We start from the raw sequence: 16,088 nt of genomic DNA on the forward strand, positions 1-16,088 counted from the left end.
GCTTAGCCGCTTCGCCATAACCCTGTTCAAAGGATCGCGTCATGGACATCAACACGGCCGTGCCGTCGGCGGAACCCGTCGACAACGACGTCAAGCTGTTGCACAAGATGGGCTACGCGCAGGAACTGTCACGGCGCATGGGGGCGTTCTCGAACTTCGCGGTGTCGTTCTCGCTGATCTGCATTCTGTCGGGCGGCATCACGTCGTTCCAGATGGGGTTGTCGGCGGCGGGCGGGGCGTCGATCGGACTCGGCTGGCCACTCGGCTCGCTGTTCGCGTTGATCGTGGCGGCCGCGATGGCGCAGATTGCGTCGTCCTATCCGACCGCCGGCGGTCTCTATCACTGGAGTTCCATCCTGGGCGGCAAGATGTGGGGCTGGCTCACCGCGTGGCTGAATCTGCTCGGTCTCGTGTTTGTTGTCGCCGCGATCAATTACGGCACCTATGATCCGTTCTTTCGCACACTGATCGCGCCGATGTTCGGTGTCAGTCCCGATTCGCTCGGCTGGTGGCAGCAGACGCTCTTTCTGACGGCGATTACCGCTTCGCAAGCATTCCTGAATCATCGCGGCATTCGCATCACCAGCAAGATCACGGACCTGTCGGGTTATCTGATCTTCGTGGTGACGATCATGCTGGTGGTGTCTCTGCTGGTCTATTCGCCAGTCAAGATCGATCTGTCACGGCTCTATACCTTCACCAACTTCACCGGTGTCGATGGCGGCGCGTGGCCCAAGCAGACTATCGCCATGGCATTTCTGTCGGGCCTGCTCTTGACCGCCTACACGATCACGGGCTTCGACGCTTCCGCGCATACCTCGGAGGAAACCCATCAGGCGGCGCGCAATGTGCCGCGCGGCATTGTCGGTTCGGTGTTCTGGTCGACCACGTTCGGCTACGTGATGGTGTGCGCCTTCGTGCTGGTCATGCCGGATATCGGTGCTGCGGTAAAGCAGGGCACGGGATTCTTCGAAGCGATTCTCGCGCCGATTCCGGGACCGCTGCGCATCCTGATCGAACTGCTGATGTTCTTCATCAACTACGTATGCGGTCTCGCCGCCGTCACATCGACCTCGCGCATGATGTTCGCATTCGCTCGCGATGGCGGTTTGCCGGGTTCGAAGTGGTTGCGCAAAGTGAATGCGGCGCACCGTACGCCGGGTGCCGCGATCTGGACCTCGGCGGTGCTGGCAATCGTCGTGACCTTGTACGGCGATGCGTTCACGGTGCTGAGCGCGGGTAGCGCCGTATTCCTGTTCATCTCCTACGCCATGCCGATTGCGTCCGGTATTTTTGCCGAAGGCCGCACGTGGAAAGAGAAGGGACCATTCCAGTTAGGCATGCTGTCGAAGCCGTTCGCAGTGGCCGCGGTGTTCGGTGCACTCGTGCTCGCCTACGTCGGCATGCAGCCGCCGAACCAGAAAGTGGTGTACGTGATTGTCGGATTGCTCGCGGTACTGCTGGCGATCTGGTACGGCGCCGGTGTGCGCAAGAGCTTTGCAGGGCCGCCGGTCGGCAAGGTGTCGAAGGAGCGCGAGCAGGAGCTGAGCGGCCTGGAGGGACGGCTGGGGGAAAGCTGAAAGCAGACCGAAACTCTGCGAACGCGCGGCCCGCGGCCGCCCTTCATGTCTGAAAGAACAAACGTCAGCCGGCCCTGGAGCCGGCTGACGTCTTTACATCTGCCGCATGGTGTGACGGATGAGGCTCAGATCCCGGCGTATCCCACCGGAACCGTCGTGTTGGCTTTGGCGACCGACGCGTTGTTCGACACCACATACACCGGCGATTCGGTCAGGTTGAGCGTCAGCGTACCGTTGCTGTAGTTCGCGCTCGACGCATTGCCCATCATGTCGATAACCTTGACGGTGCCGCTCGTGCCCGGGGCATCCACCGTGAGGCTATAGGGCACGCTGTAGCTCGAACTGAAGCCGACGCTCGCGTCCCACACGCTGTTGTTGTGCGTCCACAGCGCCGTGATTACCGCGCCGTTGCCCACCTGCTGGAACGCGTACGCGTAGATGCCGGTCGGCGTGCCGTTTACCGGTCCGAGCGTATGCGTGCCGTCGAGCGTATGCGTCATCGCGCTGATTGCCATCGCGACCGGCTTCGGGCTGATGTTCGTCGCACCGAATGCGCCCTGCGCGTCGTTCAGATCGAAGAAGGTGCCATAGCCGACTTCGCCCGGATAGTCCGCGCCGTAGAACACGTAGGTCTGATCCGCGCCTTCGCCGAGCGTAATGATGTGCATGCGCGCCGCGACCGCCGCCTGCGCATACAGCACGTTGGCAGTCGGATAGTTCGGGCCGTACGAGGTGCCGAGGTCGTAGCTGATGCCGGCTTCCGTCGAGAACAGCTTCATGCCCGGACGGTAATCGGCGGCCATTTCCGCGCGTAGATCACGCATCTGGCCGCGCAGCGAACCTTCCGCGGTAGACGGGTCGGCATCGTAGCGCTCCGGCGGATGCGACGGCGAGGTTCCCGCGTCGTAGTAGCCGTGGGTGGCAACCGCGTCGATGTATTGGCCGAAGCCGAGCGGCGCGAGGCGCTTCAGACGGGTCGTCGTCAGGCTCGGGAACGCATCGGCGGGACCCATCACCACCGCATTCGGATCGGTCGAGTGGAGGCCTTGATAGACGGACTGATACAGCGCGATGAAGTTGGCGTCGGTATCGGTCCAGAACTGGTTGGGTTCCCACGTCACCTGATAGTAGTTCGCCAACTGGGTCGGGAAATACGCCGCACGAATCGCGTTCGATTCGGTGCCGACGCGGCTCATATAGCTCTGGTAGTACGACAGATTGGTCGGCACGCTCGTATCGTCCTGGAACGCGCCGGTGCCGCTCGCCCATGCGGGAATGCCGTCCAGGCGGATCAGGCGCATCACCTTGCCGCTCGTGTAGAACGGATCGAGACTGTTGGCTGACGGATTAAATGTGTTCGGTCCGTTCGGTTCCATGGTCGAGAGCTGGCGATCGTCGATCGTCGACGAAATACCGAGGGCGGCGAGTAGCGGGCCGTTGTCGTTCGCGCCCTGCATGCCGAAGCGATGCTGCTCCTGGTGCGCGTAGGTGACGGCCGGCACGACACCGGCCAGGTTCGGCAGCACGCCGAAGCTCGCAATGCCGACCGGACGGGTGCCCGCTTGCGGCAACTGCCCGCCGTTCTGCGCAAGCGTGCCGGTCGCCGCGAAATAGCCGGCGAGCGTCGAGGTGCAGTTGAACGTGATGGTTTTCGAACCGCTCGGCACGGCGGTGCTGCCGCTCGCGGCCACCCGTCCGAGGGTGTCCGTGACGGCCCACTTCAGCGTGTCGGCATTCGGTACGTTGGTGGTGAAGGCGAGCTGAAATGTGCTTCCGGCGGCGAAGATACGCGTGCCGTCCGTGCTCGGCGTATCGGCTGAAATGGTGGCGCTGCCCGAGCCGGCCGAGACGGCCGGCGCTGCGCAACTGAGTGCCGCGGCCGTGGTGCCCGCGCCATTCACCGTGGCGGTGCCGCCGGTGCTGCTGTTTCCTGCCGCGCTCAGGTTGGCGGCGCTGGATGGAGCGGCGCTGCCGTTGGCCTGGGTCGCGGCGCTGGTGCCGGCGCTACCACCGCCGCCGCCACCGCAGCCGGCTAGTGCGAGGGAAAGTGTCGAGAGTAGGAGGAGTTGCGATTTCATCAATCTCTAACCAATGCGTGAGCTGAACATTTGCGTCTCTTCGCGCAACGCGCGGCGGGAGACGAAGTGAACAGAAATTAACGTCGTACGAATTCGCGCCGCTCGTCATGGCGGATCTGGCGGAATCGGACGGCCCGGGAAGGTGCGACGAAAACAACCAATGTCGTGAGCCACAGCGCAATTCATATCGCAGTGCCTGAGTCCATGGCGCCGCTCGATGAACTTTTTACTGTTCTGTAAGAAGGAAAGCCACTGCTGGGGAGAATCGACCGCAACGATACGCAGGAGTGTGTTTAAAAGAAGTAACGAGTCGTTACGTATGAACAATAATGCAGTACTAATTGCATTGATCACATCAGAATAATTGTCTGGATAGACTAGTCTTTATCCGCCATTCAGAAGTGGGGTCGAAAAGATTTGTGGTGGATGCCTAACTGGTCGAATAGGCGTGAACCACCGGGAAGTGGGCGGTAGCGCTCATTCCATAGCCGATTGCGCCTTGGGGATGGCGTAAAAGTGCTGGGCCTTCGGTGTAACGTTTCCTCGCGACAGTGACTTCGCGGCGGAACTGTCGCTGTTTTTTCGGAAGACCAGGCGACGTTCCGCAAAAGGGTGCGCCAGACAAACATGATGGGATGCCGATGTTTTTTAGGGCCGGTACTTGCTAGCAGGCATCCCCATCCGCTGCGTAAAAAGGGCGGTTATCCAGAGAGATAAATCGTGAGAATTCTTCAGTTGGTTCACGCACCGCGACTTTCCGGGGCAGAGGTGCTGGTAAAGGGGCTTGCGATTCATCATCAGCGCGGCGGCCATGAGGTCTGCATCGCATCGCTGCTTCCCCAGCAGGACGATTTCGTCGACATTCGCGCGGAGCTCGAGGCCGCGGGCGTCACCTGCCTGTTTCCAGGTGTCCAGTACGGCAGGGTGGGCAAGCTGTTGCACCTGTATCGCGTCGTGCGTCAGTTTCGCCCCGACTTCATCGTGGCTCATGCCACGCTCGCCGCACTCTATGTGCGTCTTCTGCCCGTGCATACGCCGATCGCGTGGGTCATGCACTCCGGCGTCAATGACTTCGAGAACGGCGCGCTCAAGCAGGCCGAGCGGCTGCTGTCGCGGCGGGCCAGAGCGGTGATCGGCGTGTCGCAGAAAAATATCGACGAGTATCTAAGAGAAATCGGCAAACACCCGGCGCTGGTCGTGATCCCGAACGGGGTCGATGCATCGCTGTTCGCGCAGGACAACGGCGCACCGGTACTGGATAGCGCCGCGCCCGCGAAGCAGATCGTTCAGCTAGGCCGTTACATAGAAGGCAAGAGTCAGTTGCACACGATCCGCGCGTTCGAGCGTGTCGTGCAGAGCGAGCCCGACGCGCGCCTGCTCCTGTGTGGTGTGGTCGAAGACGTCGCTTATCACGAGGCGGTAGTGTCGCTCGTTAATCAGCTCGGTCTGGACAGCCGCGTGACTGTGTGCGGGCCGCGCTCCGATGTCGCCGCGATCCTGCGTTCGTCGCGTGTCTTTGCGATGCCGTCGCAATTCGAGGCGCAAAGCATTGGTTTTCTGGAGGCGCTCGCTTCGGGTATTCCTGTCGTGGCGAGCCGGATTCCATCGTTCCTGTTTGCCAGCGGATTTGCCGGCGTCAATCTCGTCGATACGGCCGATCCCGAAGCCTATGGCCGCGCCTTGCTCAAGGCACTCGACACGCCGCGCGCCAGCCGCCAACTGGCGGGCTACACGTTGCACGACACCGCGGATCGCTACATGAAGATCGCGAGGCAGTTCGTCCAGCCGCTGCAGATGTCGGCCTGAAGGACGCTGGATCGATCGGTCGGCACGCGTTACGGTGCCCGTTACTGCGCTAACCGGTCGATCCGCACCGTCTCCGAAAATAGTCCCGGCAACTCGCCGAGGTCTTGGGCCGGCCCCAGCGCGAAGCCGTTGCCGACCGGGTAGCGCGTCAGCGCCGGCGCGCCGCCGGTGAAATAGAAATTGCCCAGCGTCGCATCGGTTCTCCGGAACAACACGAGTGCCGCATTGCGTTTGTCGCGCACGAAAAACGGAAACACGTCCGACCAGGACATGCCGCGTAATGTCGCCGCCTGCACAGGTACGCTGCTCGCATCCGCTGTATCGAGCGTGGCGATATCGATGACCGCGTCATCGGTTGCGCCGTCGAAATGCGGTGTCGAAAGAATCAGCGTATTGCTCGCTTTGCCATGTACGGCGCCGAGGGTCACCTTGACGAAATCGGGCTGGAAATTCACCGGCAATAGCCGGCGTTCGCCGACACTCATGCGAGTGCCGTCGTTGGCGATCTGCGTGAGCGCGAGCAGACCGTTCGCAGCCCCCACCGCAACTAATGACGCGCGTGACCCCGGCACCTGAACCGGGAGAAGATTGACGTTTTGCGGCAGGGCTCTGGCCTGGGCCACGAGCGTGGGCGCCGTGCCCGCGGAGTTCGTGGAAGACGCCAGCCAGAGGTCGAGTCCGCTGTCGGTTCGCTTCTGCGCGATCAGCACGCCGGCACGTCCGCTGCCGTTGAAATCCGCTGCCACATACTGCTGCGTCAACTCAGGCCTGAACGCATTGCCGGTCTGGAGCCAGAGACGCGGCGCCTCGAAGCGCTCGCCGGTACTGCGCAGCAGCCAGAACGCAGTGCCGCCCTGGCGTGCGGTGATGACCATCAAATCAGCCTTGCCTTTACCGTCGAAATCGCCGAGCAGAAAACGTGCGCTGTCGAAGCACAGCGCGTTATTCGTGCAGCTCGGCGCGGTGGCGCGAGGATCGAATGGGACCGTGCTCGCGTACCAGAGCGCGGGGGGCGAGGCTTTCACGAGCGACGCCGCATAGACGTTGAATCCGGGCCCGTCGTGCTGTCGCTGCACGTACACGGCGGAAGCTTCACCGGTGCCGGCGATGTCGCCGATCATGGCAGTGGCGAGCCGCAAATCGGTTGCCTGGGTGTGTTGCGTGGTTGCCCAACGGTAGCGTGTGGTAAGCGCCGTGCAGCCGCGCATGGTCAGCCTGCCGTCGTTCTCGCCGAGGCAGTGCCGCAGCGGCGTATAGACGAGGCCGAAGTCCCACGGTGTCCAGCGCTGCGCCATGTCCCATTGATCGCAGGCCTCGGAGATCAGATAGCCGTCGCGTTCGGCGATGCATTGCGAAGTCGCGACGCTGACGAGCGCGGCGTTCTGCGTATTGCCAGGATAGACAGTGAGCGGATCCCAGCGCCATTGTTGTGCGGCAGAGCCCGTGCACTCGGCGAGTGTCGGCGCATGGCCGCTGCCCGCGGAAGTTAGGCAGCGGTTTGCCGCCGCATTGAAGAGCTGTATGGGACGCGACTGAAAATCCGCGATGCGGTGGTCGCTGCGATCGGCAAACGCATAGCGGCGCGCGACCCAGTTGCCGTCCCACTGGAACTCGCCGAATACGTGCGAGGACTCGTTGCCGTCGATAGAAAAATAGCTGGCGACGATATCGCGCTTGCGCTGCACTTCAGCCGCCGGCACATTGCCGGGCCAGTCGCCGGTCGGATAGGTGACGTGATAGACGATCGGCACGCTTTTGTTCAGCGTCTGGGCGACGTGGCGTGTAATACGTGCGGCGTAGATGTGATCGGGATGCTCGAGAAACGGCACCGTGTCGGGATTGAGCGTGTAGATCTGCGAAGCCTCGGCGAGTATCGCTTTCAGTGTGGCCGACAGCGAGGCCCGATCGTATTGCACGCGCACCGATCCGTCGGCATTCATCGGATAGGTGGAGAGCGTGGCGTGCTGCTCCCACAGGAGGCCGAGCGGTACGCGGCCGCCGCGCACGGCGCCGCCGGGCAGCCGGAATTCGAGCAGGCGCACCTGCGGCTTCGCCTTCAGCACCATCTGATGCACGAGCTTGCCGGCAATGGGAAGGTTTGTTTCGATCCATTCGTCGGGCACTCCCGCCATCCGCGCGTAGGCGAGCCGCGAAGCCCGCTCGCGAGTCTGTACGTAAGCGAAGTTCGCCCCATTGGCGCCGCCGATCAGATGCACGATGGTGATGCACCAGCCGGCATCGAGCCGTTCGCTGATAGCGGGGTCCACGAAGAGCAGATCGTCATCGAGGTGAGCGACGACCGTGACCAGCGTACCGGCGCTGCAATCGGCCGCGCGCGCCGAGGCGGGAATGAGAGCGAAGAAGAGTAGCGCTAGAAAAGCAAGGGATGAATCGCGAACGAGCCTGGCTGCCGATGATCGCATATTGATTCGAGCTCTGATGGTGAGCTCGATCATACTGTATCGGCGTGGGTCGCCACGTTGGCGAACTCACAGTGGGTATTAATTTCGCCCGCGGGCAACGGCAGGCGCCGGCAACAGGGCGACTGGGGTTGGCAGTAAGCTTGCCGTCAGCGGAAGTAAGCCTTGGTGTTCTCGTGAACGTCGGGGCGCGCGAGCAGCGCCGCAGGCGAAAGCCAGAGATATTCGCGGTGCTGGTCGAGCCGGCCCACCGGAACGGTGCTGGTGAGTTGCAGCGCATAGGCGAGCACGATGTAGTGTGTCGACACGCCGGGCTCGGCGGCGAAGTTGTCCTCGTAGTGGTGCTCGAAAACGCCTTCGAAGCGTGCCGTCGAGCGCGCCAGTCTGGCGATGCCCAGTTCGGCGTCGGCAATGCGTGCGAATGCGGCGTCGAGTGTTTCGTCTTTATGAATGCGTCCGCCGGGAACGAACCAGGTGTCGCGCGCGGGGCGGTTGCGCCGATGGCCGATCAACACGCGAGCCTCGGCATCGCGCGCGATCAGATCGATTGCGACCAGTGGCGTCAGACGCACCACGTCGAGGAAGTCGATCTCAGTCAGCATGGTTTCTCCTGAAAGGGGCGCTAGTAATCGCGACGATGCTCATCGTCCTCGGTAAGACGGCTGGAGACACTGGCCAGCAGCAATGCGAGCAGAACCGCGCCGATCGTGGCGAAGAGGAACGCCCCGACCATCGCGGCCAGCACCAGCATTGTCCATGCGAGCCCGCTCATCTCCTGGCTCCAGCGCGTTGATAGGCGTACGAACCAACAATCGCCTGGATTCTACGTGGGTCGACAGGCGGCTGCACTGTCACAACACGCCGAAGTATCGGTGCATGGCGACAGCGAACCGTGTTGATCGAAGCGCGCGCGGGGGTGCTCACGCCGTGCCGGCAGCGTGTGACATGCACGCTTTGTAAGGTACGGCTAGCGGGCAACATAACCCTCCGGCGTGCTGACCGCGTCCTTGAGCACGGCGGCATTGGTGGAGACGACGTAGATGGGTGCCGGCGACAGCTTGAGGTTCGCGAAGCCGTCGCGATACGGCAGGCCCGATGCGTTGCCCATCATGTCGAGTACGGTCACTTCGCCCGAGCTGCCGGGCGCGTCGACCCGCAAACGATAATCCGCACTCTGACTCGCGCTGAAACCAGTTTTAGCGTTCCATGTGTCGTTGTCGTGCGTCCATAGTGCGGTCACGATCTTGCCGCCGCCGAGCCGGCGGAATGCGTAGGCATAAACCCCTTTCGGCAATCCTTTGAGCGGCCCGAGCGTATCCGTGCCGTCGATAATTCGCGTCATTGCCGCTACCGCGAGCGCGGCGGGTTTGGGGCTGATGTGACTGGGACCGTAGGCGCCGGTCGGATGATCGAGTTCGAAGAAAATCCCGTAGCCAGGCGCTGCATCCGGCATGTCGGCGAGATAGAACACATAGGTCATATCCGCGCCTTCACCCAGCAGAATGAGATGCGTGCGCGCCACCACCGCGGCTTGCGCGTAGAGCACGTTCGCATTCGGATAGTTCTTGCCGTACGCCTCGCCGATGTCATAACTGATGCCGGTCTCGGTGACGAACAGCGGCGCGCCGGGTTTCAGGTACAGATGCATCTCGTGACGCAGCGCCCGCATCGCGGCGGGCAGCGCGCCCTGCACGGTGCCGAGATTGCCTGGATCGGCTACACGCTCGGGAGGATGCGACGGTGTCGTGCCGATGTCGTAATACCCGTGAATGGTCATGCCGTCCATATAGCGGCCGATTCCGAGCGGACCGAGACGGCGCATCCACTCGACGTTCGCCTGCACCGACGCATACGTCAGACCCATCACCACGGCGTGAGGGTCGGTCTGATGAATGCCCTCCCACACGGCCTTATACATCGCGACGAAATTCGCGTCGGTGTCGCGCCATGGCAGGCCGCCATCGGCATCCGGCTCCCATGTCACCTGATAGTAGTTGTCGCGTTGCTGGGGGAAGTAGGTGAGCCGCGCGCGATTGGATTCGGCGCCGACTTTTGCCATGTAGTCCTTCATTTGTACGAGCGAAGTCGGCGCATAGCTGTGGGTCTCTTTACCGGTCGGACTGGCCCACTGAGGAATGCCGTCAAGCTGGATCAGGCGCATGATGTCGCCGCGCCGGAAATAGGGGAGCAACTGCTTGTTCGCGAGATCGAACGTGCCCGCGCTTTTCGGCTCTTCTGTATACCAGTTGCGGTTGTCGTTTGCCCACGAAAGGCCAAGCGCCGTATAGACCGGCCGGTAGCCGTCGCCGTCGCAGCAGTGCTGGCCGGGTGCAAGGTAGGCCGTGCCCTGTCCGCCGAATCGATGCAGGTCCTCGTAGGGAAAGCGCACTGCGGGCAATGCAGCGGCGGTGTCGGGCAGCACGCCGAAAGTGGCGATGCCCGCGGGACGTGTGCCGCGCGATTCGAGCCGGCCGTGTGCGCGTTCCAGCGAAGCCGAGACGGCGAAATAGCCGGCGATGCTCGACGCGCAACTGAGGGTAGATAGCGTGGCGCCCGCTGCAACAGGAAAGCGGCCGCTGGCGCGCACGGTATTCCAGCTGTCACGGATTTGCCAGTTGAGCGTGTCGCTTTGCGTCGGACGTGTTGTGAAGACGAGTGCGAAGGGTTTGTCGGTTGAAAACAAGCGGGTGCCGTCGCTCGGCGTGTCCGCTTCCAGCAGATCGCCGTTTGCCGCCGCGCGCGCTTGAGAGGAGGGCGCGGCGCAGCGCAGGCCCGGTCCTGGTGGCGCCTTCAATGCGGCAGGCAGCGCGCCCCCGGTGTCCGGCACGGCGTTCTGGTTTGCCGGGGCTCCAGCAACTGCCTTCGCCGCCGTGAGCGCGACCGCGCAGCGCTTCTCCACTCCGGGTGCCGGATCGCCGAACACACCGTTATTGCAATCGGCGCTGTTCGAGAACGTCTTGATGACATGGTGTTCGACGGTGCCATACAGCACGTCGCGCGTGCCGCTGAATCGGCAAGTACCGTATTCCGCCGCGCAGGGTGCCCACTTTCTGCCTTCGACATCAAGTTCGGCATTGCTCGCGCTGTCAGGCCCGGCTGAAGCCCCCGCCGCATGACACGCAGAGGCGACGCCGCCCAGCAGGATAAACACCGCCGCAGAGGCAGCGATGTAGAGCGCCAACCCGTGGGCGACACGGGCCCTGGTGAGTGGTCGCAGCGCTTGGTATTCGCATACATTCGACATGTGTTCCCCGTGTGATTCGACGTACCTGTTCCGGCGAGTTCCTATGATGGAACGTCGTCGGATGGCTAGTTCACCAGGCCAGACCCGCCTAAGGCTACTGCGTGCCGCGATCTGTTGCGCAAACCGCATAGAGCATTTCCGCAATTCGATGGCGGAAATGTACCGCCTCCGATCCGACAGAATCCGCCATTGGCCCGTCTATTGCCGGGCGGTCTAAAGTTGTCTTATTTCTGTGTTTCACGTTTGAAACATTAATCGTTCCGTTTATATTATCCGGATCCAATAACAACCAATTAAATAATTTTGTCTCTGGAAAATTGCTTATATTGGACACTGTTTTACACGTCTCTGCCAGGCAAAAATATCGTCAGAAGAAAGCCCTGTGGGCATCTGGTAAGAGCAATGACAGGTGTGTGCAGGGCGGCTACGCTCATTCTCGCGGCGTGAGGGAAAGAAGTCACTTCAAATCTGCGGAATGGCGGGCGGATCAAATTGCAACTCGACCATTTCGAGTAGCGATGATGTGTGTGACAACGCACAAAAACTCGCGCCAATTAGCATTATGATTCGCAGGTCGTAAATGCATTCATATGCAGAAACGGTATTTAATTCATTGCCAAACAGGTGATGGCGGGATTGTTCCGAAAATCACTGGGCGGCCACCATATCTAAACGCCAACATGTCTGCGGTTTCGGTCATGGCGGCTAAATGCTTGATTGCGGATGACTATGATGCACTGCACAGAGCATCGTTCTGCGGAGTGCGTTCAAGGTTGAAAAGTAGATCCAGTAGATCCGTTTTCTGGTGAGAGGATGACTATGACCTGCGCGAGTCTCGAGTCAGCAATGCTGCGCCGGGTGCACGCACCCAACAAGGGTACGCGTCGCATCGCAATACTGATGTTCAACGACTGCTCGCTGCAGGGCGCGGGCGTGGTTGCCGAGGTGTTCCAGGCTGCGAACGAACTGGCATCGTCCGGTTCGGGCGGCGGCTTGTATGACGTTTCCTTCCTGTCGGCCGACGGCGGCATGGTGACCTCGTCATCGGCCCTGCGGGTCTGGACCGACGGACTTGACGCGCGGCATTACGGCGGCTTCGACGCGCTATATGTCGCCGGCGGTAAAGGTGCATTCGCCGCAGCCGGCGACGAGCGCCTGATCGCGTGGTTGCGGCGCGTTCGCCGCAATACCGGCATGATCCGGCCGATCGCGGAAGGGCGTGCGTTGCTGGAAGCGGCCTACGTGCCGGACAGCCGGGAAGCGGGAGATTTTCATCAGCCGCAGTCGATGCCGCGCCAGGCCGAGCAGAACGGTGATGCGGGCGACCGCCTCGAATCGATGAGAAGCGCGCTCGCGATGATCAAGCGCGATCTCGGCGGCGCGACCGCGCGCACCGTGGCCGAGCGCCTGCTCGCGGACTCGTGCTCGAACCTTGCGCCGCTGCTTGGCGAAGACGGTGGTTTGAGCCCCGGCGACAAAGTGCGCGCGGCGGCCCGCTGGCTGCAAGAAAACTGCCAGCAGTCGATTTCGATTGCCGATGCGGCCCAGTTTGCCGCGATGAGCGAGCGTAACTTCCTGCGCCGCTTCAAGATGGAAATGGGTATCACGCCCTCCAGTTTTTTGTTGCATGAACGCCTCGCGGTGACCTGCAGTCTGCTGACCGAGTCGGAGCTGCCGGTGGACAAGATCGCCCGGCGCACCGGTATGGGCAATGGTGACCGGCTCGCGAAAGTCTTCCGCAAACGGATGCGAATTTCCCCAACGGAATTCCGGATTCAAAGCCGCCGCATGGTGGGCGGATAGCGCACATGACGCAAACTGGCCCGGCGCGGCTGAGCGTCTGGCCAGGCGCGCCCGTCAGGCAGCGTCTCGGTAAGTGTTTCGTCTGCTTTACAGAATTATAAGGAATGCGAATATGTTGATTAAGGGAGCTGAAAGCGCTGCGTCGGCGAATCCGGACAGCGCCCATGCCGGGGCTGCCGGTGCGCATTGCTTGCGCATCGTCCCGGTGATTCTTGCCGGGGGCTCGGGCACGCGGCTGTGGCCGGTGTCGCGCGAAAACTTTCCGAAGCAACTGATCGACGTGGTCGGCTCCGACTCGCTGCTGCAGGCGACCGCACGTCGTATGAACGGCTTTCCCGCCGGCTGGAAGGTCGACGCGTCGCCGATCGTCGTGTGCGGTGAAGAACATCGCTTTGTGATCGCCGAACAGCTCCTTGAAAACGGCATGGCAGCGCGTCTGATCGTCGAGCCCGCGCGGCGCGATACGGCGCCGGCGTTGACGCTCGCGGCCTCGCTCGCATGCGCGGACGGCGACGACGCGATTCTGATTGTCATGCCGGCCGACCATTCGATCGCGGACGTGCCCGCGCTGCAAGGCGCGCTGGAATGTGCGGCGCGTTACGCGGAACGGGGCTCGATCGCCACGCTGGGCGTACCGCCCACGCGTCCCGATACGGGTTTTGGTTATATCCGCATTGGCGCGCAATTGTCTGACGGTGGCTATGCGATCGACGGCTTCGTCGAAAAGCCGGCTGAGGAAATCGCCGCGCAATACGTTGCTGCGGGCACGTACTGGTGGAACGCCGGGATCTTTGTGGTGCGGGCAAGTGTGTGGCTCGACACGCTGAAGCGCCTGCAGCCCGACATGCATGCGGCCTGCGAGCGGGCCTTCGTGAACGGCCGTACAGAAGGCGCGCATTTCCGTCCGCTGACGGACGCGTTCCTGAGTTCGCCCGCCGACTCGATCGACTACGCGGTGATGGAACGTCTCACTGACGTAGGTATCGCGGAGGAGGCCGACGCTTCCCACCGCACGGACATGCAAGCTCCCGCTGCGAATCTTGCCGGCGTGGTGGTGCGTCTCGATGCGGGCTGGTCCGATCTCGGTTCATGGGACGCCGTCTGGGCCGCCATGGAGAAGGACGCCAACGGCAATGCCGGGCGTGGCCGCGTGACGTTCGAAGGCGCGGTGTCGAGCTATGCGCATTCCGAGGGCCGGCTGGTTGCGTGCGTCGGCACGACCAATGTGGTGGTGGTCGAAACGGCCGACGCGGTGCTGGTGGTCGACCGTTCGCACGTGCAGGACGTCAAGGGTCTGGTGTCGCGCATCAAGGCGCAGCACGCCCCCGAGGCCGATGTGCACCGCAAGGTGCGGCGCCCCTGGGGTTTCTACGATTCCATCGACCACGGCGAACGCTTCCAGGTGAAGCGCATCGTCGTCACGCCGGGCGCGAAGCTTTCGCTGCAACTGCATCACCACCGCGCCGAACACTGGGTCGTGGTGCGCGGTACGGCGCTCGTCACGCGCGGCGAAGAGCAGTTCCTGCTGAGCGAAAACGAGTCGACCTACATTCCGATCGGCACCCGTCACCGGCTCGAAAACCCCGGCAAGGTACCGCTCGAAATTATTGAAATCCAGTCAGGCACCTATCTCGGTGAAGACGACATTGTGAGGTTCAACGACACCTACGGCCGCTGCTCGTAACAGCGCGCCACGGATTATCTGCGGAAAAGAACGAACGGCCAGAGCCAGAACGAGGTAAGCAAAATGCGCAAGTTTCAGGATTTGCTCGCGCGAGTGTTCGATGTGGGATTAGTAATCGCGGGGGCGGCGGTGGCGTCGCGGATCCGCTTCGAGTACCTCAACCAATCGGGGTTTTACTGGGCGCTCGTGATGTTCTCTGCTGCCTTCGCGCTGGCCATTTTTCCGGCTTTCGGCGTCTATGAATCGTGGCGCGGCCGCTCCAAGCTCTCATTGGCCGGGCAGGCGTCGCTCGCATGGCTGATGGTGCAAGGCAGTGCGCTTGTGCTGATGTACTCGCTGCACCGTACCGACTTCGTCTCGCGTCTGTGGTTCTCTTACTGGACGGCGGTGACGGGTGGCCTGCTGATCTCCTCGCGGCTGATCGCGCACGCGGTGCTGGCGCGTGCGCGCGGCGCCGGTCTGAATCTGCATCAGGTCGCGATTGTCGGAAGCGGCTCGCAGTGCGACGCGATCATCCGCCGGATCGAGTCGGCGCCGACCACCGGGTTTCGCGCGGCAGCCGTCTATAACACGCGTCCTGACGTGTCGTCCGTTACCAGTGCACGCGTGCCGGTCTTCGACACCGTGGATGCGCTCGCCGGCTATATCCGCACCAACGACGTGCACGAACTCTGGCTGATGCTCTCGCTCGCCGAGGAGCCGCTGATCTGTTCGCTGATTGGCGAATTCCGCGACGATCTGGTGAATATCCGCTTCATGCCGGACGTGCGCAGCCTCGCGCTCTTCGAAGGCAGCGGCGTGATCGATCTGCTCGGCGTGCCGGCGATCAACCTGGTCGCCTCGCCGCTGTCCGCGAGTTCGATGCTGAAGAAGGAAATCTTCGACCGCCTGTTCGCCGCGACGGCGCTGATTGGACTCGCACCGATCATGCTCGCCATTGCGATCGCGGTGAAGCTCTCGTCGCGCGGCCCGGTTTTCTTCAGGCAGAAGCGTAAAGGTGCGGACGGCCGCGTCTTCACGATCTACAAATTCCGCTCGATGCGACTGCATACCGAGGAGAAAGGCACGCTTAGTCAGGCCACGCGCAACGACGCGCGCGTCACGAAAGTCGGCGCATTTCTGCGCCGCACGAGCCTCGACGAACTGCCGCAATTTTTCAACGTTTTGCGTGGCGACATGTCGGTGGTTGGACCGCGTCCCCACGCACTCGAGCACGACGACCTCTATCAGAAAGTGGTCGCGGGCTATATCAATCGCTATCGGATCAAGCCGGGCATTACGGGTTGGGCGCAGATCAACGGCTTTCGTGGCGAAACCGACCGCATCGAGAAGATGGAGCGTCGCGTCGAACATGACCTGTATTACCTGGGGCATTGGTCGTTCGCGCTCGATATGCGGATTATCGGCGCGACGATTGTCGCCGGACTGGTGCATCGAAACGCTTACTAAGTAGTTAACAAGCACGCTGGGCGC

10 protein-coding genes are annotated in these 16,088 nt (G+C 62.2%); 5 read left to right on the forward strand and 5 right to left on the reverse strand.

All coding sequences use genetic code 11. From position 1 onward, the window contains the following. The first annotated feature begins 41 nt into the window (after window positions 1-41). Window positions 42-1,580 carry an amino acid permease gene (locus HWX91_RS33545; RefSeq protein ID WP_030101995.1) on the forward strand — a complete coding sequence of 513 codons (1,539 nt, stop codon included), beginning with the start codon at window positions 42-44 and terminating at the stop codon, window positions 1,578-1,580. 125 nt (window positions 1,581-1,705) lie between these two features. Here the strand turns inward: HWX91_RS33545 and HWX91_RS33550 are convergent, their stop codons facing one another. After that, the gene (locus tag HWX91_RS33550) at window positions 1,706-3,658 is read right to left on the reverse strand and encodes a glycoside hydrolase family protein (protein WP_028199894.1); all 1,953 of its coding nucleotides are present in this window, start codon (window positions 3,656-3,658) and stop codon (window positions 1,706-1,708) included. A 720-nt stretch (window positions 3,659-4,378) separates the two neighbouring features. Between HWX91_RS33550 and HWX91_RS33555 the strand changes: the two genes are divergently transcribed. After that, entirely contained in the window at window positions 4,379-5,464 is a 1,086-nt protein-coding gene (locus HWX91_RS33555) for a glycosyltransferase family 4 protein (protein ID WP_028199893.1), read from the forward strand. Between the two features lie 41 nt (window positions 5,465-5,505). Here the strand turns inward: HWX91_RS33555 and HWX91_RS33560 are convergent, their stop codons facing one another. The 4 genes from HWX91_RS33560 to HWX91_RS33575 form a co-directional block, all read right to left on the reverse strand. Next, the gene (locus HWX91_RS33560) at window positions 5,506-7,887 is read right to left on the reverse strand and encodes an RICIN domain-containing protein (protein WP_028199892.1); all 2,382 of its coding nucleotides are present in this window, start codon (window positions 7,885-7,887) and stop codon (window positions 5,506-5,508) included. 146 nt (window positions 7,888-8,033) lie between these two features. Next, window positions 8,034-8,486, reverse strand: a complete 453-nt coding sequence (locus tag HWX91_RS33565; protein ID WP_028199891.1) for a GDP-mannose mannosyl hydrolase — start codon at window positions 8,484-8,486, stop codon at window positions 8,034-8,036. 20 nt (window positions 8,487-8,506) lie between these two features. Continuing rightward, window positions 8,507-8,656, reverse strand: a complete 150-nt coding sequence (locus HWX91_RS33570) for a hypothetical protein (RefSeq protein WP_167346779.1) — start codon at window positions 8,654-8,656, stop codon at window positions 8,507-8,509. 195 nt (window positions 8,657-8,851) lie between these two features. Beyond that, on the reverse strand, window positions 8,852-11,128 hold the full coding sequence (locus HWX91_RS33575; RefSeq protein ID WP_028199890.1) for a hypothetical protein: 2,277 nt from the start codon (window positions 11,126-11,128) through the stop codon (window positions 8,852-8,854). Window positions 11,129-11,947: 819 nt separating this feature from the next. Here HWX91_RS33575 and HWX91_RS33580 point away from each other — a divergent pair. From HWX91_RS33580 to HWX91_RS33590, 3 genes are all read left to right on the forward strand, one after another. Further along, window positions 11,948-12,931 carry a helix-turn-helix domain-containing protein gene (locus HWX91_RS33580; protein WP_028199889.1) on the forward strand — a complete coding sequence of 328 codons (984 nt, stop codon included), beginning with the start codon at window positions 11,948-11,950 and terminating at the stop codon, window positions 12,929-12,931. A gap of 112 nt (window positions 12,932-13,043) precedes the next feature. Continuing rightward, window positions 13,044-14,615 carry a mannose-1-phosphate guanylyltransferase/mannose-6-phosphate isomerase gene (locus tag HWX91_RS33585; RefSeq protein WP_028199888.1) on the forward strand — a complete coding sequence of 524 codons (1,572 nt, stop codon included), beginning with the start codon at window positions 13,044-13,046 and terminating at the stop codon, window positions 14,613-14,615. A gap of 63 nt (window positions 14,616-14,678) precedes the next feature. After that, entirely contained in the window at window positions 14,679-16,064 is a 1,386-nt protein-coding gene (locus HWX91_RS33590; protein WP_028199887.1) for an undecaprenyl-phosphate glucose phosphotransferase, read from the forward strand. Window positions 16,065-16,088: the final 24 nt, after the last annotated feature.

Origin of the sequence: Paraburkholderia fungorum (genome assembly GCF_902833645.1) — a bacterium.
GTDB classification, from domain to species: domain Bacteria; phylum Pseudomonadota; class Gammaproteobacteria; order Burkholderiales; family Burkholderiaceae; genus Paraburkholderia; species Paraburkholderia fungorum.